21 protein-coding genes are annotated in these 25,851 nt (G+C 59.1%); 12 read left to right on the top strand and 9 right to left on the bottom strand.

All coding sequences use genetic code 11. From position 1 onward, the window contains the following. Positions 1–13 precede the first annotated feature (13 nt). Together ACM561_RS01480 and ACM561_RS01475 are read right to left on the bottom strand one after the other, a co-directional pair. Positions 14–400, bottom strand: a complete 387-nt coding sequence (locus ACM561_RS01480) for a hypothetical protein (RefSeq protein WP_425907508.1) — start codon at positions 398–400, stop codon at positions 14–16. Between the two features lie 23 nt (positions 401–423). Next, the gene (locus ACM561_RS01475; RefSeq protein WP_425907506.1) at positions 424–711 is read right to left on the bottom strand and encodes a Fic family protein; all 288 of its coding nucleotides are present in this window, start codon (positions 709–711) and stop codon (positions 424–426) included. A 591-nt stretch (positions 712–1,302) separates the two neighbouring features. Here ACM561_RS01475 and ACM561_RS01470 point away from each other — a divergent pair. From ACM561_RS01470 to ACM561_RS01440, 7 genes are all read left to right on the top strand, one after another. After that, positions 1,303–1,794 (top strand): restriction endonuclease subunit S, encoded by a 492-nt coding sequence (locus tag ACM561_RS01470; protein ID WP_425907505.1) that lies wholly within the window; start codon positions 1,303–1,305, stop codon positions 1,792–1,794. Then, a complete protein-coding gene (locus ACM561_RS01465; protein ID WP_425907503.1) occupies positions 1,787–3,292 on the top strand; it encodes a type I restriction-modification system subunit M in 1,506 nt (501 codons plus the stop codon). The genes ACM561_RS01470 and ACM561_RS01465 overlap by 8 nt, the downstream gene beginning before the upstream one ends. Further along, positions 3,292–4,326 carry a virulence RhuM family protein gene (locus tag ACM561_RS01460; RefSeq protein WP_425907501.1) on the top strand — a complete coding sequence of 345 codons (1,035 nt, stop codon included), beginning with the start codon at positions 3,292–3,294 and terminating at the stop codon, positions 4,324–4,326. Before ACM561_RS01465 ends, ACM561_RS01460 begins: the two co-directional genes overlap by 1 nt. A 123-nt stretch (positions 4,327–4,449) precedes the next feature. Further along, the gene (locus ACM561_RS01455; RefSeq protein ID WP_425907500.1) at positions 4,450–4,698 is read left to right on the top strand and encodes a hypothetical protein; all 249 of its coding nucleotides are present in this window, start codon (positions 4,450–4,452) and stop codon (positions 4,696–4,698) included. Further along, positions 4,683–5,768 carry a DUF4917 family protein gene (locus ACM561_RS01450; protein WP_425907498.1) on the top strand — a complete coding sequence of 362 codons (1,086 nt, stop codon included), beginning with the start codon at positions 4,683–4,685 and terminating at the stop codon, positions 5,766–5,768. The genes ACM561_RS01455 and ACM561_RS01450 overlap by 16 nt, the downstream gene beginning before the upstream one ends. Further along, the gene (locus tag ACM561_RS01445) at positions 5,765–9,037 is read left to right on the top strand and encodes a type I restriction endonuclease subunit R (protein ID WP_425907496.1); all 3,273 of its coding nucleotides are present in this window, start codon (positions 5,765–5,767) and stop codon (positions 9,035–9,037) included. Before ACM561_RS01450 ends, ACM561_RS01445 begins: the two co-directional genes overlap by 4 nt. Then, positions 9,037–9,762 carry a M48 family metallopeptidase gene (locus ACM561_RS01440; RefSeq protein ID WP_425907494.1) on the top strand — a complete coding sequence of 242 codons (726 nt, stop codon included), beginning with the start codon at positions 9,037–9,039 and terminating at the stop codon, positions 9,760–9,762. Before ACM561_RS01445 ends, ACM561_RS01440 begins: the two co-directional genes overlap by 1 nt. Positions 9,763–9,985: 223 nt before the next feature. Here the strand turns inward: ACM561_RS01440 and ACM561_RS01435 are convergent, their stop codons facing one another. From ACM561_RS01435 to ACM561_RS01415, 5 genes are all read right to left on the bottom strand, one after another. Continuing rightward, on the bottom strand, positions 9,986–10,750 hold the full coding sequence (locus tag ACM561_RS01435) for a PP2C family protein-serine/threonine phosphatase (protein WP_425907493.1): 765 nt from the start codon (positions 10,748–10,750) through the stop codon (positions 9,986–9,988). Positions 10,751–10,839: 89 nt separating this feature from the next. After that, complete coding sequence (locus tag ACM561_RS01430) at positions 10,840–11,259, bottom strand: superinfection immunity protein (RefSeq protein WP_425907492.1); 420 nt, start codon at positions 11,257–11,259, stop codon at positions 10,840–10,842. A gap of 1 nt (position 11,260) precedes the next feature. Next, positions 11,261–11,860, bottom strand: coding sequence for a DUF4339 domain-containing protein (locus tag ACM561_RS01425; RefSeq protein WP_425907490.1), 600 nt, complete (start codon positions 11,858–11,860; stop codon positions 11,261–11,263). 216 nt (positions 11,861–12,076) lie between these two features. Beyond that, the gene (locus ACM561_RS01420) at positions 12,077–13,063 is read right to left on the bottom strand and encodes a hypothetical protein (protein ID WP_425907488.1); all 987 of its coding nucleotides are present in this window, start codon (positions 13,061–13,063) and stop codon (positions 12,077–12,079) included. After that, complete coding sequence (locus ACM561_RS01415) at positions 13,060–14,307, bottom strand: MBL fold metallo-hydrolase (protein WP_425907487.1); 1,248 nt, start codon at positions 14,305–14,307, stop codon at positions 13,060–13,062. The genes ACM561_RS01420 and ACM561_RS01415 overlap by 4 nt, the downstream gene beginning before the upstream one ends. A gap of 140 nt (positions 14,308–14,447) precedes the next feature. On the opposite strand from ACM561_RS01415, the gene ACM561_RS01410 reads away from it, so the two are divergent. Then, positions 14,448–14,708: a helix-turn-helix domain-containing protein gene (locus ACM561_RS01410; protein WP_425907485.1), complete on the top strand. Its 261-nt coding sequence runs from the start codon at positions 14,448–14,450 to the stop codon at positions 14,706–14,708. A 573-nt stretch (positions 14,709–15,281) separates the two neighbouring features. On the opposite strand, the gene ACM561_RS01405 is transcribed toward ACM561_RS01410, so the two are convergent. Then, the gene (locus tag ACM561_RS01405; protein WP_425905026.1) at positions 15,282–16,637 is read right to left on the bottom strand and encodes a transposase; all 1,356 of its coding nucleotides are present in this window, start codon (positions 16,635–16,637) and stop codon (positions 15,282–15,284) included. 308 nt (positions 16,638–16,945) lie between these two features. Here ACM561_RS01405 and ACM561_RS01400 point away from each other — a divergent pair, with 308 nt between their 5' ends. The 3 genes from ACM561_RS01400 (at position 16,946) to ACM561_RS01390 (ending at position 22,287) form a co-directional block, all read left to right on the top strand. Beyond that, positions 16,946–18,487, top strand: coding sequence for a DUF1254 domain-containing protein (locus ACM561_RS01400; protein ID WP_425907483.1), 1,542 nt, complete (start codon positions 16,946–16,948; stop codon positions 18,485–18,487). 905 nt (positions 18,488–19,392) lie between these two features. Next, complete coding sequence (locus ACM561_RS01395) at positions 19,393–20,427, top strand: cytochrome-c peroxidase (RefSeq protein WP_425907481.1); 1,035 nt, start codon at positions 19,393–19,395, stop codon at positions 20,425–20,427. A 798-nt stretch (positions 20,428–21,225) separates the two neighbouring features. Next, complete coding sequence (locus ACM561_RS01390) at positions 21,226–22,287, top strand: hypothetical protein (protein ID WP_425907479.1); 1,062 nt, start codon at positions 21,226–21,228, stop codon at positions 22,285–22,287. Between the two features lie 22 nt (positions 22,288–22,309). On the opposite strand, the gene ACM561_RS01385 is transcribed toward ACM561_RS01390, so the two are convergent. After that, complete coding sequence (locus ACM561_RS01385) at positions 22,310–22,669, bottom strand: methylamine utilization protein (protein ID WP_425907478.1); 360 nt, start codon at positions 22,667–22,669, stop codon at positions 22,310–22,312. Positions 22,670–23,052: 383 nt separating this feature from the next. Here ACM561_RS01385 and ACM561_RS01380 point away from each other — a divergent pair, with 383 nt between their 5' ends. Then, complete coding sequence (locus ACM561_RS01380; RefSeq protein ID WP_425907476.1) at positions 23,053–25,812, top strand: EAL domain-containing protein; 2,760 nt, start codon at positions 23,053–23,055, stop codon at positions 25,810–25,812. The last annotated feature ends 39 nt before the right edge of the window (positions 25,813–25,851 follow it).

Genomic DNA, 25,851 nt, shown 5'->3' with positions numbered 1-25,851 from the left:
TGAAGACTCCTGACTACGAATCTGGGGGTAAGGAGTTCGAATCTCTTCGGGCGCGCCATTTCTGTACAGACCCCTGAACGTCTATTGCCGCCGATTTTCCGCCTGAGTCGGCAACGAGGGTGCGCAGCAGTTCAGACTTCGATCCCATGATGCGGACTTCCTTGTGGGCGACCTCGATGCGTTGAACCAGCGCGCCCAGGTGCTCGCGGCGGTAGCCGCCGCCCGCGAGCCGGATTCGTTCGCGGGCCACGCGGGCAAAGGTCTTCACGCGATCAACGCCAATGGCCTGATTTCCCGCATTGTCGAGGGCGGCTTCCGTGCGGAAGGCGTCGCTGGCGGCCTGCTTCCGGATCGCCTTTAGGCCAGCGATCCGCTCCTTCTGTGCGTCAGGCAAGGCCATACCAGGCTCCACGGACAGCGCCGTCAATTGCAGATGACCAGCGACTTAAAGTGGACCTTGACGGTGTTGCGGCTGGCCCCGCTCACCCTCGCGGTCTCGGCCACCGTGACCCGGCCATGTTCGCGCGCCACTTCGAGGATCACCGACAGTTCCGACATGGCCGCGAGCAGGAGCAAGGTCGTCAGGACGCGCGACACCCGGCCGTTGCCGCCCTGGAAGGGGTGAATCTCCAGAAACACCACCACGAAGACCACAATGACCAGCAGCACAGCGGATAAAGGCTCCGCTCCTTCGCCATCCCGGCCACCCATTCGACCAGTTCAGCCATGCGGTGGGGCGTGTCGAAAGGCGGGGCCGTCTCGAACACGATGCCTAGGCTTGCGCCGTTTTCGTCGAAGGCTTCAAGATGGTTGGCGAGCGTCTTGTAAACGCCGTGATGCCGCTCGTCCATGGCCGAATGTGCCAACAGATCGCGCTGGAACTGACAGATATGATTCTCCGTCAGGGGGCGACCTACTGTGTTCATCGAGCTTGATGAATGAGCCGATCTGGATATTGGCCAGCTTCTCGACCTCCCGGTCATTGAGTCGAGCGCCTTCGCTCCTAACCCATTGAAAAACAACCATCCGAGCGCCGCGCAATGTGCGGCCTTTTATCTGCCATCGAAAAACTCGGCCCCGCCGACCCTCCTGACCGGGCCAGCTGGCGCAGAGCCGAAATGCAATAATTTAATTCATGCAATATGAGCAATTGACTTAATGTGCTCACCCATGCATGCTTCTCGCATGAATACGGATCGTGCACAAATTCAACCTTTGGCGGACGCGGTTGTGATTACCGCCGGTCATCCTCTGAGGTCGGCGGTGGATGATTTCCCTCCGGGCGACACAGGGGTGATCCAAATGCGCAACGTTGATCCGGAATTTGGTGTGGCGTGGGATGCAGTGTCACGCATTGAGCTCCCGCCGGCGCGCCGGGTCGTCCCCCTGGATGAAGGCGACGTGATCTTCTCAACGCGCGGCATTCGGACCTACGCCGTGGCCCTGGACCCGCCGCCGTTCCCGACGGTGTGTTCGCCGCACTTTTTCGTCCTGCGGCCTTGCGGGTCCAAGCTGGATCCCCGCTTCCTCGCCTGGCAAATCAATCAGGCGCCTGCGCAGGAATACCTGCAGCGCGAGGCGACCGGATCGCACATCCTGAACATCCGGCGCGAGGTCATCGAGCGCCTGGAAATTGTGATCCCGTCGCGCGCCCGTCAGGCCGCGATCGTGGCCTTCGCCGAAACGGTGGCGCGCGAGAAGCGCCTGCTCGCCCGCCTGATCGAAAACCGCCAACAGCAAATGAACGCGCTCGCCGCCGGGCTGCGCGCCAGTGATGAGGGAAGCCATGGCTGAGGCCATCAAACAGGACGACATCAACCGCGCCGTCTGGGCCGCCTGCGACACCTTCCGCGGCACGGTCTCGGCGGACATCTACAAGGACTACGTCCTGACGCTGCTGTTCCTGAAGTACATCAGCGACGTCTGGCAGGATCACTACGACGGCTACCGGAAGCAGTACGGAGATACGCCCGAGCTGATCGCCGAGCTGATGCGCAGCGAGCGCTTCGTCCTGCCGGAGGGCGCCCGTTTCTATGCCATGCTCGACAGGCGCCACGAACCCGGCAACGGCGAGCGCATCGACAAGGCGCTGCACGCCATCGAGGACGCCAACATTGGCAAGCTGCGCGACGTCTTCCAGGACATCAGCTTCAACTCCAACAAGCTGGGCGAGGAGAAGCAGAAGAACGACCTGCTCCGCCACCTGCTGGAGGACTTCGCCAAGCCCGAGCTGAACATGCGCCCATCGCGCATCGGCAACCTCGACGTCATAGGCAACGCCTACGAATTCCTGATCAAGAACTTCGCCTCCGACGCCGGGCGCAAGGCGGGGGAGTTCTACACGCCGCCGGAAGTGTCGGCCCTTATGGCCGGAATCATGGACATGGCCGAAGGCGAAGAGGCCTGCGATCCGGCCTGTGGTTCCGGCTCGCTGCTCATGAAATGCGGGCAGCGGGTCCAGGCCAAGCACGGCTCTAAAAAGTACGCTCTGTACGGCCAGGAATCGATCGGCAGCACCTGGGCGCTCGCCAAGATGAACATGTTCCTCCACGGCGAGGACAACCACCGCATCGAATGGGGCGATACGATCCGCAACCCGAAGCTGCTCGACAGCGAGAATTCGCTGAAGCACTTCGATGTCGTCGTCGCCAACCCGCCGTTCAGCTTGGACAAGTGGGGTCACGACACCGCCGAACACGACCGTTTCGGCCGTTTCCGCAGGGGGCTGCCGCCGCGCACAAAGGCCGATTATGCCTTCATCCTTCACATGGTTGAGACAATAAAGCCGCGCACGGGGCGCATGGCTGTCGTAGTCCCGCACGGTGTCCTGTTTCGGGGCGGCAGCGAAGGCGCCATTCGGCGCAAGCTGATCGAGGAGAACCTCCTCGACACCGTCATCGGCCTTCCTGAAAAGCTCTTCTACGGCACGGGCATCCCAGCCGCGATCCTGATCCTGCGCAAGGCGAAAGCCGACCGGAGCGTACTGTTCATCGACGCCTCGCGGGAGTTCAAGTCGGGCAAGAACCAGAACCAGCTCACCGACGGTAACATCCGTAAGATTGTGGAGACGTACCACGCCCGCGCCTCGGCGCCGAAGTACGCCCATCTGGCGGCGCCGGAGGAGATCGCCGGCAACGACTTCAACCTCAACATCCCGCGCTACGTCGATACCTTCGAGAAGGAACCGGAGATCGACCTCGTCGCCGTCCGCGCCCAGCGGCTGCGCCTGAAGGCGGAGCTGGAAGAGCTGGAAGGAAAGATGGACGGCTACCTCAAGGAGCTGGGCTACTGATGGCCGGCGAGATCATCCAATACCAGACCGAGGACGGCGTCACCGTCATCCGGCTTCGGGCGCTGGACGGCAACGTCTGGCTCAGCCAAGCCGAGATCGCGGAGCTGTTCCAGGTGACCCCTCAGGCCGTCACCCAGCACATCCGCTCCATCTACCAGGAAGGAGAACTGGAGGAGGCAGCAACTTGTAACGATTACTTACAAGTTCGAACCGAGGGTACGCGGGAGGTTTCCCGGCGGATCGTCCACTACAACCTGCCGGTCATTATGGCCGTCGGCTTCCGCGTCCGCTCGCCCCGGGGCAGCCAGTTCCGCCGCTGGGCCGCCGCTTCTCTCAGCGAGTACCTGGTCAAGGGCTTCGTCATGGACGACGCCCGGCTGAAGGACCCCGACGCCGACTATTTCGAAGAGCTCTTGGCGCGCATCCGCGACATCCGGGCGTCGGAGAAGCTGTTCTACAAGAAGGTGTTGGACATCTACGCCACCGCCGTCGATTACGACCCCAAGGCCGAGACCAGCCAGCAATTCTTCCAAACGGTGCAGAACAAGATGCACCACGCCGCCCATGGCCAGACGGCCGCGGAAACCAAGGTCGCCCGCGCGGATGCGGCCAAGCCGATGATGGGTCTGACCAGCTGGCCGGGCGAGTCGCGCGGCCAGATGCCCACCCGAGCCGACGCCCAGGTCGCCAAGAACTACCTGGAGCCGGCGGAGATGGAAACGCTGAGCCGTATCACCGTCGCCTTCCTGGAATTCGCCGAGGCGATGGCCAAGAACCGCCGCCCCATGCACATGGCCAACTGGATCGCCAAGCTCGACGACTTCCTGAAGCTCGGCGACCACCCGCTGCTTGTCGGCGCCGGCAAGGTCCAGGCCAAGGTAGCCGAGAAGAGGGTCAACGCCGAGTACGACGCCTGGCACGCGCGGGCGATTAATGCGCCGAGCGCGGTGGAGCGGCATTTCGTGGAGGCGATCAGCAAGGCCAAGGCAATTGAGGGCGCGCGCCCGAAGCCGGTGAAGGGGCGCAAAGGATGACCGAAGTTTCGAAGGCTTCGGCCTATCCCAAGTCGGTGCAACCCGGCCTGCCCCGCCTAGGCGTGACGCCGCCCGGGTGGTCGCGCGGGCCGCTTTTCGAGCATCTGTTCGAAGAGGTATCATATGCTAGCCGCCGTCGAGCTGCCATCGCTCGGCTACAGTCGTCATATGCGCGAACTGCGCCTTCGAGAATTTTCGACACCGTCGCGCCAAGAACAGGCGCGAATTGCCGAGCTCTTATCAACCTGGGATGGGGTCGTTGAGAGGGAAGAAGCGCAACTCACCGGTCTCTGCAAAGAGAAGGCCGCCCTGATGCAACAGCTTCTGACCGGCAAGCGCCGGGTCAGGTTGTCCGAATGCGAGGCGGCGTGATGTCACACATAACTTTTGAAGCGGCGATCGCAGACTCGGATCGGTTCGCGAAGCGCCACCTCCTGCTGGGCAACGGCTTCAGCATCGCCTGTCGCGCCGACATCTTCCACTACGGCTCCCTCTACGCCCAGGCGGACTTCTCCAAGGTCCCGGAGGTTCAGGCCGTCTTCGAGGCGCTGGGCACACAGGACTTCGAAGCTGCGATCCGAGCGCTGGAAAACGCCGCCCGCATCCTTCCGGCATATGTCCCGCACGGTGCGGCGGCGGTGGCGAAGATGCAGGAGCATGCGGCGGCGCTGAAAGAAATCCTCGTGCAAACCATCGCTGGCAACCACCCGAACATCCCTCCGGACATCGCCGACGAGAAGTTTTGGGCATGCCGGCGCTTCCTCGCCCACTTCCTGGCGGGTCCGAAGGCCGGCTGCGTCTTCACGCTCAACTACGACCTGCTCCTCTACTGGACACTGATGCACGACGATATGCCCTTCGGGGACGCGATCGCGCTGACAAAAAACGATGGCTTCGGGAATGACGAGGACGACCCGAACGCCGACTATGTGGTCTGGCAGGGCGAGACCGGCGCGCATGACGCCAAGGTGCACTTCCTGCACGGCGCCCTGCACCTCTTCGACTCCGGCTCGGAGCTAAAGAAGTACACTTGGGTCCGCAAGCAAGTGCCGTTGATCGAGCAGGCACGACAGGCGATCGCCGGCAACGCCTATCCGCTATTCGTGGCCGAGGGCACCAGCGTCCAGAAGAAGGCCAAGATCCGGCACAACGCCTATCTTTATCAGGGCTTCAAGCAATTCACCGCCAACGTGCGCGTCGGCACCCACTGCGTCTTCATCTACGGCCACTCGCTCGCGGCCAACGACGATCACATCCTGGCCCGCATTGGGCGCGGACGGTTCCCCAAGCTCTACGTGGGCATCTACGGCGACCAGAATTCACCCGACAACCAGCGGATCGCGCAGCGGGCCAACGCGCTGGCGGACCTCCGCACCGGCGCTTACCCTCTTGAGGTCGCGTTCTACGACGCCGCGTCGGCGAATGTTTGGGGCGCTCCATGAACCACGCCCCCGACACCGCCGAAATTTACTCTTCCCACGTCCCGGCCCTGGCGACGCTCGTGACGCTGGGTTGGAGCTACATGCCGCCGGCCGAGTGCATGGCGGCGCGCAGCGGCGCCCAGGGTATCCTGCTGTTGCCGGTGCTGGTGGAGGAGCTTCGGCGGCGGACCTTTGAATACAGGGGCAAGAGCTATCCGCTCTCGACCAACGCCATCGACCAGATCATGCGCGAGCTGTCATCGCCCGCTCTGAACGAGGGCCTGCTGACCGCCAATGAGCGCATCTACAACGCCCTCACCCTGGGGGTGACGGTCACCGAGTTCGTGGACGGCAAGCGCCACAGCGTGACCGTGCCGATCATCGACTGGAGCCGGCCTCTCGCCAATCGCTTCACGGTCACCGAGGAGGTAGAGCTTTTGGCCACCGGCGGGGTGTATACCCGCCGACCCGACGTCGTCGGCTACGTCAACGGCATTCCCCTGCTGGTGATCGAAGCCAAGCGGCCCGATAGCGGAAATCCGAACAAAGCCATGGTGGACGAGGGCATCAGTCAGATGATCCGTAACCAGGGCCAGGACGAGATTCCGCAGCTGTTCGTCTATGCCCAGCTGCTGGTCTCCATCGGCATGACCGATGGCCGCTATGGCACCACGCGCACGCCAAAGAAGTTCTGGGCCCGCTGGCACGAGGAGGTGCTGGACGAGACGCATTTCAAGGCCATCAAGAACCAGACGCTGGAAACCGACTCGCGCGAGGCCTTGTTGCTCGACCGCCTTGCCGACGTGAAGGCGCATTTCACCAGCCTGTGGAGCGAGGAGCAGGAGGTCACCGGCCAGGACCGGCTGCTGATCAGCCTGTGCTCGCCCGAACGGCTGCTCGATTTTGTCCGCACTTTCATGTTGTTCGACCGCAAGGCCGGGAAGATCGCGGCCCGCCACCAGCAGTACTTTGGCATCAAGGCCCTGCTGGAGCGCGTGCGCACCCTACGCCCCGACGGTGAGCGCCAAGGCGGGGTGATCTGGCACACCACCGGCTCGGGCAAGAGCTTCACCATGGTGTTGCTCTGCAAGGCGCTGCTGTTGGACGAAGTGCTGAAGAACTGCCGCGTCGTGGTCGTCACTGACCGCCGCGACCTTGAAAAGCAGCTAGCCGGCAATTTCCTCACCGGCGGCGCCTTCGGCTCGGGCCTTTCCGATAAGGACGGCACGAAGGCCAAGGTCTCGTCCGGCCGCGATCTGGCACGCCGCATCGGTAAGGGCGCCGAGCGGATCATCTTCACTATCATCAACAAGTTCGCCAGCGCCTCAAAGCTGCCCGAGTGCCACAACGACAGCGCCGACATGATTGTCCTAGTGGACGAGGGCCACCGCAGCCAGGGCGGCGAGAACCACGAGCGGATGCGGCAGGCGCTGCCCAAGGCCAGCTACATCGCCTTCACCGGCACGCCGCTGCTGAAGGACGATAAGACCGCCAGCAAGTTCGGCCTCATCATCCACGCCTACACCATGCGCGACGCGGTCAGCGACGGAACGGTCACGCCGCTGCTCTACGAAGAGCGCCAGCCGGTGCTCGACATCAACGACGCGGCCATCGACAACTGGTTTGAGAAGATCACGCTGGGCCTGTCGGAGAAGCAGCAAAGCGACCTGAAGGCCAAGTACGGCAAGAAGGGGCCGGTCTATGGCTCCGGCAACCGGATCGACCTGATCGCCTGGGACATCGCGGTCCACTTCAAGACCAATTTCAAGGATCTGGATCTTGGCCTGAAAGGCCAGATCGCCACCGACAGCAAGCTCTCGGCCATCCGTTACAAGAAGGCGCTGGACGCCACGGGCCTGGTCAGCAGCGCCATCGTCATCTCCTCGCCCGACACGCGCGAGGGACATGAGGAGGTGGACGAGTCCGAACTGCCCGAGATTCTGCAATGGTGGAAGGACAACGTCCCCGGCGACGCCGAAGCCTATGAACGTCAGGTCATCGAGGATTTCTCCACCGAGGGCCGCCCTGATCTGCTCATCGTCGTCGACAAGTTGCTCACCGGCTTCGACGAACCGCGCAACGCGGTGCTCTACATCGACAAGCCGCTCAAGCAGCACAACCTGATCCAGGCCATCGCCCGCGTGAACCGGCTGCATGAGCAGAAGAAGTTCGGCCTGCTAATCGACTACCGCGGCATCCTTGCGGAGCTGGATTCGGCGCTCACCGAGTACCAGAACTTGGCCGACCAGACGCAGGGCGGCTTCGATATCAAGGATGTCGACAGCCTCTACGCCAACGTCAGCACCGAATACAAAAAGCTGCCGGCGCTGCATGACGCGCTCTGGGCCATCTTCGCCGATGTGCGCAACCGCAGCGATATCGAGCAGTACCGGCAAGTGCTGGTCCCCAAGTACGCTGACGACGAGGCCGGCGTTTCCACGGACGTCCACCAGAAGGTCCGCGAGGACTTCTATGAGACGCTGACCGCCTTCGGCATGTGCCTGCGCACGGCCCTGGCGACCCGCTCGTTCTTTGAGGACGGCGCTTTCACCGAGGGGCAGATCCCCACCTACAAGCGCGACCTGAAGTTCTTCTCCAACCTGCGCCGGATGGCCAAGCAGGACGCCTACGAGACCGTCGACTTCAACGCCTACGAGAACCAGATCCGCAAGATCGTCGACCGCTACGTCATCGGTGAGGATGTAGTCTCCAACGGCAACCTGCTGGTGGTCAACGACTTGGCGAAACAGACGCCGGATGAGTGGAGCGAGGAGAAGACGCGCAACGAAACGGACATTATCCGCACTCGTCTGACCCGTACCATTGAACAGGACCTCGTCGACGATCCTTACGCCCAGCGCCATTTCTCCGAGCTGTTGAAGGCCGCCATCGCCGAGGCGTCGGCGTTGTTCGATCACCCATTGAAGCAATACGCGCTCTTCAAAGACGTGGAGGAGCAGGTCGCCGAGCGGAAGGTCGATGGCACGCCGTCCGCCCTGATTGGCAACCGCCACGCCGCAGCCTATTTCGGAATCATTCGCCTCGCCGTTGGCGACAGTCGCGCGCTTGGCCCGGATGTCGACAGCCTCGCAGCCGCGGCGCTGGACATCGATGGCATGGTGCAGACGGCCGTGGCGGAAAACTCTCTCAATCCCGCCAATGTCGAGGCTGCGATCCGCAAGTCCGTCCTGCCACGGCTCTTCTCGCTGACTGGCCTGGACCTGGCCCGCGCGATCACCGACCAAGTAGTCGAGGTCACACGTGTGGGTCTCTCGCGGGACGCGGCCTGATGCGCCTAACGCTGCGCTACGGCGTGCGCACTGCCGAATATGAGGTCCACGAATCCGCGCGCCTTACCGCCAAGCTCCGCATCCACGTTGAGCCAGGCGGCGTCCTGACCGTCGAGGCGCCGGTCGGCACGCCTGAGAACAAGATACGGGCCGGTGTGCAGAAGCGCGCACGCTGGATCATGGATCACATCGATCGCTTCGAGGACTACCGCCGCCACGCCTTGGCGCACGACTACTCCAGCGGCGAGACCCACTTCTATCTCGGCCGCCGCTACAAACTGAAGATTATCATCGATCCGCGCGCCAAGCGCTCTCTACGTCTCATCGCCGGCCGCCTAGAAGTAACCGCGCCCAAGGGCCACGCCACCGACGTGCGGCTCGCCCTCCAGCGTTGGTATCGCGAACGCGCGCTTGCCTACTTCACGTCGCGCATCACTCGCATGGCCGTCGAATTGCCATGGGTTGACGCCGCACCGCCGATCAAGCTGCTAACCATGAAGCGCTACTGGGGAAGCTGCTCACCCCAGGGCGCGGTGACTCTCAACCCGGCACTGATCAAAGCGCCGGCTCATTGCGTGGAATACGTCCTTCTCCACGAACTCTGCCATCTCGCCGAACACAACCACAGCCCGCGCTTCTACGCGCTTCTCGACCGCCACATGCCGGATTGGCGGTCCGCGAAGGGTGAACTCGACGGACTGTCAGAGATGCTGTTGGCCGTGTAAGTGTCCCCCGTGGCAGCAACCCCAGGCAGTCGAGCGTGATGGCAGTTGCACCAGCACCAACTCCGAAGATCGCTAGATGTAAAGGACGATGGAATCTAATGTGTGGCCTTGGCTGCCAATGGGGAGTTGCTCCCGAACGCATCATTTCTATCCACGCTGCCCCTTAAGAAGGAAAGGTTTGAAATTCAAAAACGAACGGTGAGGTAACTTTAGTGGTCGGCCATCATGAGATGCTGGCCGAGTCCAATCGGCGCACAACAATCAACGAGACGTTGTCCTGCGCCCCGGCGCTGAAAGCTTTTCCAGCGAGATCGCGCGCAGCTCGGTTCGGATCGTTAGCCGCACCCAAAGTGCGCGCGATGCCATCGTCGTCCACCATGTCGGTGAGTCCGTCGCTGCATAGCAATAGGGTTTCGTCGGTTCCGAGCGGCGCATCGATATTGACGTGCGGCTCAATGGCAACGGGAAATGAAGAGCCACCGAGCGCCTGGGTGATAGCATGTGACCGGCGGTGGCCTGAGTGGTTGATCTCCTCATCAGAAATATCGTCGTGACTGAGCTGGATCAGCCGGCCAGCACTGAACAGGTAGCTGCGGCTGTCTCCGACGTTGAAGGTGAGCAACGCCTTTGGGGTGAGGAACGTCCCAACCAGTGTGGTCCCCATGCCAAGCGCCGCCTCCTGCTGCTCCATCAGCGTGTAAAGATGCTGATTGGCCTCCTCGATCGCTTCCACGCACGTTTCCGGATCTGAAATCCGGTCGCTGACTGCAACCAGATAGTCGAGCACCGCACGGCTGGCCAGCGCGCCGTGGGCGTGGCCGCCCATGCCGTCCGCGACCATCAGGAGGCAGCCCTCGTTAGGTGCCGTTATGACGATGGGCGTGTTCATGTTGCCCGTCAGTACGCGAGGGCCGATAGCAATGGCATCCTCGTTCGCCGGGCGCACACGACCGCGATGGGTGAAAGCGGCGATGGTCCAGCCGGTCATGTGCAGACTCCTACGCTTTCGGAAGGAAGAGACCTCCGTACAGGAATGGCTCAGGCGGTTGCGATACGGCCATAAGCGCAGCGCTTGAACTATGTTGATGTAGCGTTGCCCAGCAGCTTGGCCTTCAGATCATCGAACTCAACTTGAGTAATCGCTCCTCTGGTCAAAAGACCATGAAGGCGCTCCAGCTCCTGAGCGATGGACGATTGGGGCAGCGGTGGAGGCTCAACGACCTGAACCCTTTTCACGTCGTTGACGAAGAGGTTGAGACCGGATTCCCCGCCACTACTCGTCGACCCCACGCGGTGAGCTGCCCGCATCGCCCAGACCAACGCGATCCCCCAACCGATGATGGTGCCGCCGAAGGCGACGTTGATGACAAGGATGATCCAGCGGTTCGGATGATCGCGACGGAATGCTACGAAGCTCGGAATGATGTAGATGATGCCGGCGATGAGGAATACGATGCCTAGGAAGATGAGGTCGCCGGCATGAGAATCGGGCTGCATGTTACAATACTCGCAGAATGATCGAGACGATGAACGATGCAATCCAGACAAACCCATAGGTCGGCGTCTGGCGCAGGCGTTGTGCGCGCATGAACAGATAGGCTGGCGCCAGCAGAAGTGCGAAGAACGTCATCCATCCGGAGCTGTAGCCGGCGCGCTTGAGTTGCGCCGCGTCGGTCAAACACAGCGCCGCGTTTGTAAGAAGGGGAACGAGCCAGGTGAGCGGCGACAGGAAAGCCAGATACGGCGGATCGTAGACGGGATTGCCGTCCAGGAACTGAATGATATGGGTGAGTTGATAATGCAGGATCGCGACATCCACGAACACATACGCAATCGGTGAGACGGCGAGCGCCCACACCAAGCCGTTGTTTAAATTGCTTGGAGTAATGGGCGGCGGAGTATCGTTCAGCTGCGTACCGAGGTCTGTCGTGCGCAATGGCTGCCAGCCAGATTGGCCCTTGCGCCAGATCGGGGTCTCGCCGTCGATCGTCCGAGCGGCCAGGAGTTTGTGGAGTTCGTCGGCCGGGAAAGGCCCTTTGCGCTGCCCGCCTTGGGTGTAGAACCATCCCTCACCGTCTGTCGTGCTGTCGTCGGTCAAAATATCTCTCCGTTATGATCCGGTCCGCGTCGAGAGCGGTTGGCGGTGTTCGTCCACTGACCGGCCGATACGACACTCTAAAAACTCCAACCGTCAGGATGGACGCGGTCGACACGGGGATGGCGTCGAGAGCGTCGATCCTCCTAGATTCAAATGAGGCCCCGAGAAATTGCGGGCTTTTGCCAAGAAATCTCGATCGTGACTTTATTGCCGCAGCTACTGCTTCGCGGGCGGCCGAAAGGCGCCGCCGGCTGAGGATGGATCACCGGCCGCGTAGACCGCGAGATTCGGATCGGCGGTCTTGAGAGCATTCAGAATGGTTTGCAGCTGGCCTTTCTTCTGATCAGCGTCGAAGCCGAAGACGATCAGACGCGGATTGGGATCAATCGTCAGGACGGCGTTGCCGGCGGCAACCTCCTGCACCATTGGGTCGGGTGGGAGCAGTCCACCGGCTCCCACGTCCAAGCGCACGTGACGGCGCATCGCATCGAACCGGACGATGGCGCGACATGCGGCCTGGTAGCGGGCGATCAGCGCCGGGACGTGGTGAAGAAGGGTCAATCGGTAGCGGCGGAGCTGGTCGACTACCGCGAGTGATCCGCTGCGCGCCCTCAGTGCCGTATTGGTAAAATGCTTGGCCTCGTGGAACACCACCGCAATATCTGTACCCTGTCGCTCCAGGGTTGCGACATCCAGCCGGTCGAGATTGCGCTTGGCCGATGAAGCGGGGCCGTCAGTCGTGCTGCCGTTAATCTCGCTCTCTTGTGCTCTCCCCAACGCAATTTCGACGTCGACCACGGCTGGGCTCCCCATGATCAACGGGTGCAGTCCGGTCTTCTCAGCGCCGGCGAGGTCGCTGGCCGCGCGGATCATGTCACGAAGCGTTTCCGGACCGGCATAATGCGTCCAGCCGATCCCGTTTGGTCTGAATTCGCCATCGACGAGTTCGGCCAATGCCTGCTGTTGGCGGACCAGATATTTGACATGGGTCTTGGGGCTCGCGGTGCCGTCGCCCCTGTCGTCGATCCGGAAGATCGAGCCACCCCGATAGTAAACGTTCAAGGAGTTGCGGCGTACAGCCAGGAAAACGTCGTCGCGCAGCAGGACATCCCGCCACCAGGATCCGCCGTCCTGTCGGGCCAGTTGATCAAGGTGATCGAGAAACGCGTCACTGACGCCGTGGCTGGAATCAGACTCTGTCACGCGGCGACCTCCCACCATTCGCCGTCCTGCTTGAGTGCGACGGCCTCGAAGTGATCCGGAAACGACTGCGGTGCGAAGGTATGGACCGGCACCAGCATCTTGGGCGCCACCGCGCTGGCCAATCGTTTCAGGTCCTTGATGCTGGCATGGCCGGAGGTGTGGGCATGGACCAGCGGGATGCTGCGCTGCGCCAGCTCTGCCATCAGCGCCTTGCCCCGTTCTTGTGCGAGGTAGCCGTTCCATTGGGACCAGACCGCAACCGCGCCACTCAGGCATCCCGCCCGGTCGAGGTCACCGAGCATGGCCGGGCGGAATAGCATCGCCGCATTCGATGCGATCTCGGTCAGCCTCTCGCCAAAAATGCGGTGGGCTGCGTGGTGATCAAGAAGATCGAAGCGCCCGGATCGCTTGATCTGAACGCGCTGATACTGCGGAATGTAAAGAGCGACCCCGGGCCAGTCCGATTGCGGGATATGTGCGTTATCGGTCGCCCGCAGCATTTCGGCGGTATAGAGGTCGATGATCAGCGTTCGCCCGGTCCGCTTACAGGCCCGGTAGAGACTGACCATACGGTCGATGTTCTGCGCGGATGCTGCGACGAGGGCCAAACCCTTGCTCTCGCCGAACAGATCGACCAAGCGTTGCTCGACCTCCGACTCGGTCGGAAAGGACAGATCGGGATCAAGGCGGCCGAAGCTCGATCCTTCCATCAGCATGACATCGACGTTTTGCGGCGGATGGGAGATGAGTTTTTCGAACAGCGCCGCTTTGCGACCATGACCGCGAATGTCGCCGGAATAGAACAGCCGCTTGCCACCGGCCTCAACCTCGATGGCATGGGCATCAAATGCGGAGTGGTCGACAAGGTGCGGTGTCACGCGAAACGGGCCAAACTGCAGCGCCGCGCCGCTGGTGAACTCGACCGGGCTCGCCGGCACATAGGGCCGGGGCACGAACGGGGCTGCGGCCTGCAGAATACGAAGGGTCGCTGCTCCCAACGCCACCGGCAGATCAGGCCCGGCCAAAAGCGCCAGGCCCCAATGATCCACATGCCCATGCGAGAGCACCAGGCCTAAAAGGTCGCCGCCGCCCGCCAGGCCCTCAATGGCCGGACGCGCTCTCTCATCGTCCGGATCGCCGTCCAGCGGCAACCCCAAATCCAGCAAGAGCCTGGCGCCATCGGCCATCAGCTCGATGCACGTCCCGCCGATTTCTTTGGTCCCACGATGGATTCGGACGTGCATGGAGGATTCGAAGCACCCAGACGGCACGAATTGATAGGCGGTTGGCGAACCGGCGCTCAACCGAGATACGCATCATCGCTAGCCTATTAGTACGGCTATATCCAGTGGTTTAATAGCCGTCGCAATGTTGGGTTCAGCCCATGAATGGGCGGGCCCTCGTTGCATGGAATCTGCGGCGCGTGAGAGTGCTCCAGGGCATTTCTCAGGAGAAGCTTGCTGCTGATGCTTCCGTGGATCGGGCCTATGTGGGTGGCCTTGAGCGGCAGGAGGAGAATCCAACCGTCGATCTGCTCGACCGTATTGCCGAAGCCTTGTCAGTGAGCATCACTGATTTTTTTATCCGTCCAAAGGCCGGCGAGAAGCCCCCTGCTACGCTCCGAAAAGGGCGCAAGAAGAAATAGCTCGTCATATGAGCATATTCCTTCCGCATCTCGGGATGTCGGACGTATCTCGAATAATCAGACCAGAATTAGCCTAGCACTAAAACTGTCCAAAGCCTGGCAGACGTGCTTGGCTTCCCGATTGCGGAATTCTTTGGGCGGCAGGTGGTTCAGGAATTGATGAGTCGCGTTTGGAATTGGAATTCCGGTGGCGCGACTTGGTGAGGGGATTAACGACCGCGATCTAGCCGTCGCTGTTGCCCAAATCGAAGTGTTAAACGAAGTAGATCGCGGCAGCAGTAAAGCATCCGCCGAGTCGTGATCTGTCTGTCACCTCATTCCGCAAGGGCGGCTGTCATTGCTGCTCGGTAATATTCCCATCGAAGCTATCTTTAAACTGGACCTGACGGCTCTAGAGAGAGCTATGTTTGCGGTTGATGGCACCATTCAGCAGGAAGTGCCAATCAATGTCTATTGGTTTAGGCGGAGTCAGAAATGTGAGCTTTTGACCGATTGTGTTGAAGAAGTCGCCTTTCGGTCTGGAGTGATCTTACGTCGAGGCAAGCCGTGGCGTTTGAAGGCGGTCGTAACCGATCAAGCGGCCAAGATCGGTGCGGTGGCGGGGATCAGCTTGGCCAGTTTTCTCAAGTTCTGAGCGGTGGCGGCGAGCAGGAACTCGTCATGTGCGCCACATGGGCCGCGCAGTCGCAGTCGGTCGAGCTTGAGGATGCGTTTGAGGTGGGCGAAGCACATCTCAACCTTCTTGCGCTGTCGCCGCGAGGTTAGATAAGCGGCGGTCTTGGCGATGTGGCGGGCGAAGTCTCTTGCGCCCTCATGGATACTGCGAGGCACTCGCCGCATCGGGGTGTTAGGGCTGCAACGAGATTTAAGAGTACAGGCGGAGCAGTCAGCCTTGCTGGCGCGGTAGAACAAGGTGGCGCCGTCGTTCACCAGCGTTCCCTTCGTCGTTAGGTTCTTGCCGCCGGGACAGACATAGATGTCGCGCTCATGGTCGTAAATAAATTCGTCTCGTGAGAAGGTCCCGTCGGTGCGTTGGGATTTGTCGAACACCGGCACGTGCGGCTCGATACCTTCTTCGTTGACCAGCCAATCGAGCATCTCGGCTGAGCCATAACCCGTATCGGCGGCGAGACGCGCCGGCTGAAGATCGAAGCGATCGTGGGCTCGCGTGATCATGGTCTTGGCGGCTGTAACCTCGGCCTGGCGTACGGCGCTGGATGCCTCCACCTCAACGATGACGGCATGATCAAGGTCGATCAGGTAGTTCGTCGCGTAGGCGAAGAACGCGAGGCCGCCGTTTGCCGCGGTCCACCGCGCGGCCGGATCGACGGGCGCGAGATATTTCGGCGCGACGGACGTCGCCGCACCGAAGGCTGCGTCATCTAGCACCGCCAGATACTCACGAACTGCGCGACGAGATCGAACTGGATCTAGCTCCTCGGCGCCCTGCACCCCGCTTTGGCGGTTGGCGTCGGCCTTGATCAGACTGGCATCGACAGCGAAGCTCTCACCGCCAACCAACCCCTCGGTCATGCAGCGACGCACCACGGTCTCGAACACATGTCGCAGCACATCGCTGTCACGGAAGCGGCCGTGCCTGTTCTTGGAGAAGGTTGAGTGGTCTGGCACGTCGCCATCGAGGCCTAATCGGCAGAACCAACGATAGGCGAGGTTCAGGTGGACTTCCTCGCACAAACGCCGCTCCGATCTGATGCCGAAGCAGTAGCCGACAATCAGCATCCGGATTAGCAGCTCCGGATCAATCGAGGGGCGACCCGTCGAACTGTAGAACGCTGCCAAGTGCGCCCGCACACCCTGCAGATCGACGAACCGGTCGATCGCCCGCAGCATGTGGTCCGCCGGCACGTGCCGCTCCAGCGAGAATAGATAGAAAAGCGCCGCTTGATCGATTCGCCGTTCACCCATCATGGCTTCGCCCCAGGCTTGGATGCCTGAGTGAATCAGCGCTTCTGACCGTTCACAACCCGGAGTTTTTCAACACAATCGATCCAAAGCGGACTTTCTTTTGCTAGCTCCGGGCTTCTGAGTGTGACCCAAAAGAGATCTCCATGTCTTGTCCCCAAGCGGGGGATTGCCGACAAGCAGCACAGGTCCCCCAAGATCTGAGGTTGCGGCCGGGGGATTAACGCGTAGCATGAGGCTCAATGCGACCAATCGTGTCGCAGTGTCGGCGTGGAACTTCAATCTTTGACTGTCAATCACAGCGGAGTTGCAAGATGAAGCTGCCTCACAATCGCGTCCTGCCCATTTCTGTTCTTGTCAGCGCAACGATTGTTGCGACCGGGACAGCTTACGGCCAATCCAGCCGTTTCGATGAACTTGCCAACCTCCCTTTCGAGCAAAACCGCCCCACGCCCGAGACTGCCAAGACGCTGATGCGGGAGCTTGATTTTCAACAAGCCACACAGGCTTATCTATGGGCCATGCCGCTCATCAACACGCTAGGAATGAAGTTCGGCTCCGAGAAGGTGTTTGGAGCGGGCTACAATGTCCTTCCCGTGTGGAAAGAGCGACTCGACACAAAGACACTTGTCACAACTCCAAACTCGGACGTGCTCTACGCCATGAGCTACGTGGACATGGGTGAGACCGGGCCAATCGTATTTGAAGCGCCTCCCAATCTCCAAGGCATTCTACTCGATTTCTGGCAGCGACCGATCCCGGTTGACGGCGGCAAATTCGCGGGCGATGTCGGACTTCCAGGCCCGGACGCTGGCAAGGGCGGTAAATTCCTTGTTCTGCCACCTGGCTACAGCGGCGATGTTCCGAACGGTTACTACGTCTACCGGTCAGGCACGAACAACCTCTTCATCTTCCTCCGCGCATTCTATCAAGATCCGAAAGATCTTTCGCCCGCCGTAAAGGTAATGGAGCAAGTAAAGGTCTATCCGCTCAACCTTCCAGCCGCTGAACGTAAGCCCATGAAATATCCGAATGCCTCAGGCGTCTCGGCGGACATGCTGCCGCGCTCCGATGCGACGGCTTTTGAGCAACTTAAATGGGTCGTTGATCGTGAGGGCCAAAACCTAGCGGATGCAGACGGGTTGGGCCTCCTTGCCAACATAGGCCTCGTTAAGGACCGCCCGTTCGAGCCTGATGCTGACACGAAGGTAATCCTCAACGCTGCGGCGAAAACGGCTTACAAAATGAGCCGTGTGATCGGCAGGATGACCGACATTGGTGGTCGCGACCTCAGAATTTGGAAGGACCGTCGGTGGCTTAACCCCGCCAACAACGTTAGCCAACCCGGTCCCGACAAGACGATGGATTTAGCTTGGCGCAACACGAAGGCAGGCTTCACCGAGATCGAGCCACGCGTCTGGATGTTCACTGACTACTACTCGATCAGTCCGGGGATGGTGTCGTTGTCACCGGGCAAGGGGGCATTCTACGGCATCGCCTTCAATGACACCGACGACAAGCCATTATCGGGCGATAGCTCGTACACGGTAACGCTACCTCCGAATGTTCCTGTCGCGCTCTTCTGGTCTCTGACACTCTATGAGGCCGAAAACGCCTCCGGCTTGGTGACAGAGGCAAGGCGTTTCCCGTCACTCGGATCGCGCGACAAGCCAGTGCAGAACCCTGATGGCACAACTGACCTCTACATCGGTCCGAAGCCTCCCGTTGGAAAGGAAACCAATTGGTTGGCAACGGCACCGGGACGAGGGTTCTTCGCAATCCTACGTCTCTACGGTCCGGAAGAAGCGGCAGTAAACTACAGCTGGAAGCCCGGTGATCTACAGAGAATAAACTGAGCGGTGAGACCCACGAGGAAACGGACCAGCTACTGGATGGCTTTACAGCACGGATAAGTTTGGCTGTGCTTCAGATAGGGGCGAATGGGAGATCTATTGTGAAAAGGACAGCGATATCGCCGTGATTGGCTTCCGCCATGTGAACGGTGCTCAAAAATTTAGAGAGGCTATTCGGAAATTGCGAGCGGCGCCGATTGAATCTCTTAGGGGCGGCGAGCTAGCTGAACTCTTCCCATTTAGTCATTTAAGTCCTGAATGGCAACGAAAGTTGTCCCTTAATTACCAGCTGATCCTAGATACCGCTTATCGGGGTAAGCGTTTCGTATTAAGAGATGATACCAATGTAGAAAGAGTGGATTGGCTCTGACATTCTGTAGCATTAGCACCAAAGTAATTTTTGGATTCCTGCGTTACTCTTCTATAGTCGCTCATACTGAAATCTGAACTCCTTTGGCATAAAAGGCCGGGAAGTTCATGACTGAACAACGCTAACGCGCTCAACCAATATACCTCCGTCGAGGCCGCGAGCCCGATCTATGACGGCAACGGCAATCTCACCTCGGACGGCACATTCACGTTCGGCCATGATACCGAGAGCCGGATGATTTCGGCGATGCCTTCAGGTAGACATTGGCAAAGTCGTTGGCAACGCCGGTAGGCCGAGTTCGGCTGATAAGCCAGTTTTTGGCTCGCGAGCCCAAGTCCCGTTCCATGCACCATCAACACCCTCGGCAGCACGACGCACGACAGTCGCGCCCAGATAGTGTCGCCAAAGCTCAATCGGCTCGTAGCCGATGAGATGACTCGTCAAATGTGACTTGCGTGCGCCCCAGGTTCCCCAAAACCTGCCATCAATCTTTAAGCATTAGGAAAGTACATCAGGCTATCGTCAAACCTGGTGCACAATGACAAGACGGACTGGGCTTCTTATCGCAGCGTTGCTTGCCTGCGTTCCGCTTAATTTTTCAGCGGCCGAAGAAACGGATAGTTCTGGCCTCATCTCCGATAAGGTCAAGTCCGACTATCAACGCCCGGCAAAGATCCCATTTCCGGACAGTAATCCCTACACTCCCGCCAAGGCTGATCTTGGCAAGATGCTGTTCTTCGATCCCATCCTTTCAGGATCGCGCAAGATCTCCTGTGCGTCATGTCATGACCCGTCGAAATCATGGGCAGACGGCTTGCAGCAGGCGGTCGGCGAAGACCCGGCGGGACTTAAGATTCGTACGCCCACATTAATTGACATCGCGTTCGTTGATATTCTTGGCTGGGATGGAAAATTTCCGGATCTCGAGTCGGTGGCCTTCAAGCCATTGGTGAGTCCGCAGATCATGAACATCACAGAACGTGAACTGGTACGACGCCTGCGCCACGCGCCGAGATATGTTGCCGCATTTAACGCCGCCTTCGGGAAAGGCGCTATCACACGAACCAGAATTGAGAAGGCGTTGGGAATCTACCAACGCACCATCGTCGCCGGTGAAGCACCGTTCGATCGCTGGATTGCGGGCGACGAGACGGCCATTTCTGCCGAAGCCAAGCGCGGGTTCGCGCTGTTCAACGGCAAGGCCCACTGCTCGCACTGCCACAGCGGCCCATCGTTCACCGATGGATCCTTTCAGGACATAGGCACCGCGACTGGCGCCGATATTGGAAGGGGACGAATTTTTCCGAAATCAGAGATGCTGCGCTACGCCTTCAAGACTCCGACGTTACGCAACGTCGCGAAGCGTGCACCCTACATGCACGATGGCTCGATTCCGACTTTGGAAGGTGTGATCGAGTTGTACAATAGAGGCGGTATCGATCGGCCTAGCCGCTCGCCTTCCATTGAACCACTCTCGCTGACGGAAACCGAGAAGAAGGCGCTCATTGAATTTCTGCAAACATTGACTGCCGACTCGTCGCCTAATGCGCGGCTATCAGGACCCACTCAATAAATCCATCGCGAAAAATCTGCCTCGTTCGATCACGCGGCCAACTGCGATAGCAAAGCGCCTAATAGACCGAAGCCGGCAAAAAGCGATATGCCCGCGCAGGTCTCCAGTGTTTCCAAATGGACGGTGTGTCTATCCGCAGCCCACGCCAATACAACCCCGGCCAAAATGGCCGCGACACTCAATAGGACAAACATCCCGATCTCCGCCTCTCGCTTACATAAACGATAGGTCAAAAAAATTGATATCTCGTGGTTCCAATACCTAAAATTTGAAAGAGAAGCGCCGCTGAGTGGGGACTCATTGATTGAAATAAAAGCGACTGTAGCTGCAGTACAGATTGCTGAGAAGAAGGTGCGCGCGGAACGCGTCGTAGCGGGTGGCAACCCGGATGATGCGCCAATCTTTGAGACGGCCGAGTCGATCTATGTCGTTGACGATAGAGACTATCTTCGGTCGGCGATCAGACTTGTGGCCCGCGCCCTAGTGGTACTCATCCGACCTTCGCTCAGTTTGCGCCGCAGACAGCATGGAGTTTTTGAGTTCAGGCCGTCTTGGGTACGCCGATAAGACGGGGAACATCTTTTCTGTCTTGGGCTCATCACACGAATAGATCGGCCATCAGAGTTCCCCAACCGCAGACTCCTCGAAACTCCTACAAATTAGTAGGCCCCTGAGCTTAATTCCACGCGGGTTTTGTCCAATTTTAACCATGCTAAATGGCATGCCTTCCAAACTATTCAATTTGCAGTATAGTAAATAAATTCCCAACACGTTCTGGTTAATTGCCTGGATTGCGCGATGAACAGCTACCTTCAGCGGAGCATCCCCATCCTGAGAAACTCGTCTCTTGTCCTCGCCCGGTGTCTCCTCGCCTTGCTGTTCGCCGTGACGAGCACTGCCAATGCCAGCGCCCATGTGAAATGGTTCTGCGCTTACGATGTCGCGGGCCAGCCACTGGAACTCTCCAACGTGCTGTGCCAGGACTTCGAAATCCTGATCTTCGTTGCCGCGGTCGGACTTCTTGCCGGTTGCTTTCTCGAGAAGACGCCTCTCGGCGAAGCGATGTTACGATCAATGGATCGCGTCACCGTTGGAATACGCCTCCATACCGAGGAAATGGTGCGTGCGTTCTGCTTCTTTTTCTTCATCGGTGTTTGGACGCTGGGTGGCATCCTGTTAACGCCAGAGTTGACCAGCAAATCGGTCCTTCTCCCGCCCCTGCAATTCACAATCGCGATTTGCCTATTGTGGAGGCGGACTTTGCCGATCTCCGCGCTCGGCATCGTCATCCTGTTCGGCATGGCGATACACGACTACGGAATGTTCCATTTGGCGGACTACCCAATCTTTCTGGGCATCGCAGCGTATCTTGCTTTGAGGGGGCTTCAGAAGAAATTCTTCGGGATCGAGCCGATTGATATCATGCGTTATGCGACGGCGGTGACTCTGATGTGGGCGTCCGTCGAAAAATGGGCTTATCCTCAGTGGAGTTACCCGATCTTCATCACGCACCCGAGCATTACTTTCGGGTTTGATCCCGAGTTCTATATGCGTGCTGCTGGCGCCGTTGAGTTCGTACTCGCATTTGCATTGCTCTGGACGCCACTGGTCCGGCGCTGCGCAGCGGCAATTCTAGCGGGTATGTTCATCGCTGCTTGCCTGGAATTTGGAAAGATAGACACCATCGGGCATTCGGGCATCATTGCGGTGCTGTTCGCGGTGCTTGCCGATGACCGCCGAGTAGAGAACGACCGGCGTGTTCCACTCGCCGCTCCGGCCGGGTTCTGCGCTGCACTTTCCGCAACGCTGTTTGTTTACTACGTCGGCCACGCAACGCTGTTCAATACGACGGTTTTGTAACCCGGGCGGCCAGCAAACAAACTCAGTTCACCTTCACCATCAGCTTCATTTTTGGATGGATCCCGCACCGCACCGTAAAGCTGCCCGCGACCGGAAAGACGACGGTGAACGAACTACCCGGCTTCTGATCGTTCGAATCGAACGAGAACGTTGGGGAGGTGAGATAGGCGTGGTGAAGAAGATCGCCATCGTCGTTGATAAAGCGCAAAGCCTCGCCGCGGTTAATGGCAATATTGCCTGGCTGAAATTCACGATTTTTCTGTGAAATTTGATGAGGGCTGGCAGCTAATGCACCGCCGGCGACCAAACCACCTAACACTGCTAACAAAGCATGCGTATCACTCCGTCTTAGAAGGACCGAAATCCATCTGAGCACATGCATTCCGTTGCTCCGTCAGACCTTCATGCGCGAACTGCAAATTAGAGCGATTCGATGCACTAACTGGTTACCATAATCCAGAAGTACCTTTACTCAACACCGGCCGTAAAGATTATATCGCTATTCCGATGAGTGATGTCACCTCCGAATGCCCTTATCGCCAGGGCTATCCCTGAAAGTAGGGCTTATTCTTCGGTCGCTGACGGAAGTGGAGCCATCGTGTGGGTGCGAGTATGTCGTCAGGAGTCGGGGCAAATCGCGCGCTGTTCCACGCTGCTTACGAAAGCCTACGCTCCTGCATACCGGCGGGTAACACAATCCGAACACAGATCCTGGTTTGCTATCTGTTAATGAGTGCCATCACGGCTGCTCTCGGATTCTACGCCATGCAAAGCATCAAGCACGCTGGCGGTCTTGTTGCCAAAACATTCGACGAATCCCTTATGTCGATCAACTACGCACGGGCAGCGGCGGCAGACTTCTCAAAAATGCGCGCAGTCGCCTCCCGGCGGCTTGGGACTCTCGACCCTCAGGCGCGCACCGAGCTTGAGAAGAAAATTAACAATCTGGAAAACGCCTTTTACGAAGATCTGAGTATCGCCGCCGAACGATCTCAGTCCCCCGGCGCGACTAACGCGGTCACCAAGGTACGCAAAGCCGTCAGTGACTGGGCCACGCTGTATAGCAATGGCGGCAAAGTACCTGATGTGAATAGCCGCGCCACCTTTGTCGACCGCCTGGATGGCTACGCAAAAACCGTTGACCAGCAGATTGACCTTTTGATCAACCACACTGCTGGCGACGGCTTTTTGTTCCGGCAACGAGCTCTGACCGCTATTGATCGTGACTTGCATTTCAATCTCGGAGCTATCGCCATCGCGCTTCTTCTCTCCGGATTCGTCACTTGGTTGTTGAGCCGCCGTATTATTGGGCAGGTTGCCGTTGCCTCCAAAGCCGCACGCAGCATCGCGGCGGGCGAGCTCGATGTTAACATTCCTAGGGGAGGAGCCGACGAACTCGGCACGTTAATCGCCGCGATGAACGTGATGCGAAATAATATTAAGGATATGGTTGGGCGTGAAATCGCTCAGCGGAGGTCCGCACAAGCGCGTTTGACCGACGCGCTTGAAAATTCCCGCGAAGGCGTCGTTCTCCTTCATCCTGACGGAAAGATCGCGCTGGCCAACTCCCGCTCAAGCGAATTTCTTACCAGTGCACCGGAGCTTCTCCGGTTCGACTCGCTAGACACATTCAAGATTGCGTTTCCCTCAACTGGCCCAGCTCTCCTCGCGAACGACGACCTCACAGGCGAAGCGTGTTTACCGGACGGTCGGTGGCTGCGCATCAGCCGTAGCAAGACTCAAGAAGGCGGCGAGATTGTAGTTTTCAGCGACATCACAGCCTTAAAGAAACAGGAAGAGCAACTCTACGAGACCAACCGAAGACTCGATGCCGCGCTCGACAACATGTCGCAGGGTTTGTGTCTGTATGACAATGATGGTTGCCTGCAAGTCGTCAACCGTCGTTTCTGCGAGATTTTCCGCATTCCTCCCGGCCATGTCCGCGCTGGCATGCAGTTCGAATCTGTTCTGAAGCTGAGCATCATGGCAGGAAACCACGCGGGTCAGACCCTCGATGAACTCGTGGAGTCGTCCATATCGCGCTCGGAGATCGGAAGCTATTTTCAGAGTTTAAGCGATGGTCGCATTATTCGTATCGATCGCCGTTCGACCTCCGATGGCGGATGGCTGGAAACTTGCGAAGATGTCACCGAGCAGCAGCGGGCGGAGACTCAGATCGCTTTTATGGCCCGTCACGATGCCCTCACCCACCTCCCGAATCGTCTGCTGCTGGCGGAACGTATCGAACAAGCGATTGCCCAGGCTGGACGCGGACCTGGATTCAGCGTTCTATGTTTGGACCTCGACAACTTCAAACAGGTCAACGACACACTCGGACATCCGATCGGCGACGAGCTCCTTTGTGCAGTCGCCGAAAGGCTGCTCGCCTGTGTCCGCGAGATCGATACCGTCGCTCGTTTGGGCGGCGATGAGTTTGCCATCATCCAAGCAGGCACGCGAGACTCTAACGATGTGGAGCGACTTGCACGACGTATCGTTGAATGCATCGGACAGTCTTATGAATTCAACGGACAGCGGATTGTCATCGGCTGTAGTATCGGTATCTCGCTGGCTCCTCACGATGGCTCGAATGGCGAAAAGCTCCTGAAGAATGCAGACTTGGCGTTGTATCGTGCTAAAGCTGAAGGTAGCGGCGTCTGGCGGTTCTTTGAAACTGAGATGGACGAAAGTCTACAGAAGCGCCGCGCTCTCGAACTCGATCTTCGGGACGCGATGACGAATGGCCAGTTTGAGTTGGTCTATCAGCCAATCTACAATCTCAAACTTGAAAAGATTTGCCGGTTCGAAGCTCTGCTGCGGTGGCGTCACCCGCAACTCGGCCTGGTGTCTCCCGAAAAGTTCATCCCAGTGGCCGAGGAGATTGGTCTCATTATTCGGCTTGGCGAATGGGTGATTGATCAGGCCTGCCGACAAGCCGCATCGTGGCCAGACGACATCAAGGTTTCAGTGAATGTCTCTTCCGTCCAGTTTCGTAGCCCGCGCCTCGTCGAGGCTTTCTCATCGGCGCTGATGCACTCGCAGCTACCAGCCGGACGCCTGGAGATCGAGATCACCGAGTCGGTGCTTCTTGCGAATAGCACGGAAACCATGGCGACCCTGCACAAGCTCCGCGCGCTTGGCTTACGGATCGCAATTGACGATTTCGGAACGGGATATTCTTCTTTGAGCTACCTGCAGAGTTTTCCCTTCGATAAACTCAAGATTGATCAATCGTTCGTACATGACTTGACCTCGACGGAAGGGTCGAAGCTGATCGTTCGCGCCATCGTGAGCCTTGGAAAAAGCCTCGGCATGCAAATCACTGCCGAAGGCGTGGAGAACATCGCCCAGTTTGATCAGGCCGCCGCTGAAGGCTGCGATGAAGTGCAAGGCTTTTTTCTCAGCAAACCGGTATCGGCACCCCAAGTCTCGTCCGTGATTCGCAAATTTGAGAGGCGGCGTGGTACTTCGCGTTCATCCCGGAAGCTCGGCAAGCTCACGACTGCAAGTGGCTTTTCACGCTGATTGCGCAGCTTGCCAACCGGCCTTCGATGCCGCCTCCGC

It is taken from the genome of Nitrobacter sp. TKz-YC02, from assembly GCF_049852135.1.
In the GTDB taxonomy this organism is placed as follows: Bacteria; Pseudomonadota; Alphaproteobacteria; order Rhizobiales; family Xanthobacteraceae; genus Nitrobacter; species Nitrobacter vulgaris.
Note: the sequence above shows the minus strand (reverse complement) of the source record. Positions and strands in the feature narration are given on the sequence as shown.

What these genes read in the sequence shown, in the direction of transcription:
- ACM561_RS01440 (WP_425907494.1), top strand. Translation starts at nt 9,037, where the DNA reads ATGCGCCTAACGCTGCGCTACGGCGTGCGCACTGCCGAATATGAGGTC.
- ACM561_RS01405 (WP_425905026.1), bottom strand. Translation starts at nt 16,637, where the DNA reads ATGATGGGTGAACGGCGAATCGATCAAGCGGCGCTTTTCTATCTATTC.
- ACM561_RS01435 (WP_425907493.1), bottom strand. Translation starts at nt 10,750, where the DNA reads ATGACCGGCTGGACCATCGCCGCTTTCACCCATCGCGGTCGTGTGCGC.
- ACM561_RS01380 (WP_425907476.1), top strand. Translation starts at nt 23,053, where the DNA reads ATGCAAAGCATCAAGCACGCTGGCGGTCTTGTTGCCAAAACATTCGAC.
- ACM561_RS01450 (WP_425907498.1), top strand. Translation starts at nt 4,683, where the DNA reads ATGCGAGGCGGCGTGATGTCACACATAACTTTTGAAGCGGCGATCGCA.
- ACM561_RS01400 (WP_425907483.1), top strand. Translation starts at nt 16,946, where the DNA reads ATGAAGCTGCCTCACAATCGCGTCCTGCCCATTTCTGTTCTTGTCAGC.
- ACM561_RS01385 (WP_425907478.1), bottom strand. Translation starts at nt 22,669, where the DNA reads ATGCATGTGCTCAGATGGATTTCGGTCCTTCTAAGACGGAGTGATACG.
- ACM561_RS01465 (WP_425907503.1), top strand. Translation starts at nt 1,787, where the DNA reads ATGGCTGAGGCCATCAAACAGGACGACATCAACCGCGCCGTCTGGGCC.
- ACM561_RS01480 (WP_425907508.1), bottom strand. Translation starts at nt 400, where the DNA reads ATGGCCTTGCCTGACGCACAGAAGGAGCGGATCGCTGGCCTAAAGGCG.
- ACM561_RS01470 (WP_425907505.1), top strand. Translation starts at nt 1,303, where the DNA reads ATGCGCAACGTTGATCCGGAATTTGGTGTGGCGTGGGATGCAGTGTCA.
- ACM561_RS01415 (WP_425907487.1), bottom strand. Translation starts at nt 14,307, where the DNA reads ATGCACGTCCGAATCCATCGTGGGACCAAAGAAATCGGCGGGACGTGC.
- ACM561_RS01395 (WP_425907481.1), top strand. Translation starts at nt 19,393, where the DNA reads ATGACAAGACGGACTGGGCTTCTTATCGCAGCGTTGCTTGCCTGCGTT.
- ACM561_RS01390 (WP_425907479.1), top strand. Translation starts at nt 21,226, where the DNA reads ATGAACAGCTACCTTCAGCGGAGCATCCCCATCCTGAGAAACTCGTCT.
- ACM561_RS01430 (WP_425907492.1), bottom strand. Translation starts at nt 11,259, where the DNA reads ATGCAGCCCGATTCTCATGCCGGCGACCTCATCTTCCTAGGCATCGTA.
- ACM561_RS01460 (WP_425907501.1), top strand. Translation starts at nt 3,292, where the DNA reads ATGGCCGGCGAGATCATCCAATACCAGACCGAGGACGGCGTCACCGTC.
- ACM561_RS01475 (WP_425907506.1), bottom strand. Translation starts at nt 711, where the DNA reads ATGGGTGGCCGGGATGGCGAAGGAGCGGAGCCTTTATCCGCTGTGCTG.
- ACM561_RS01410 (WP_425907485.1), top strand. Translation starts at nt 14,448, where the DNA reads ATGAATGGGCGGGCCCTCGTTGCATGGAATCTGCGGCGCGTGAGAGTG.
- ACM561_RS01445 (WP_425907496.1), top strand. Translation starts at nt 5,765, where the DNA reads ATGAACCACGCCCCCGACACCGCCGAAATTTACTCTTCCCACGTCCCG.
- ACM561_RS01455 (WP_425907500.1), top strand. Translation starts at nt 4,450, where the DNA reads ATGCTAGCCGCCGTCGAGCTGCCATCGCTCGGCTACAGTCGTCATATG.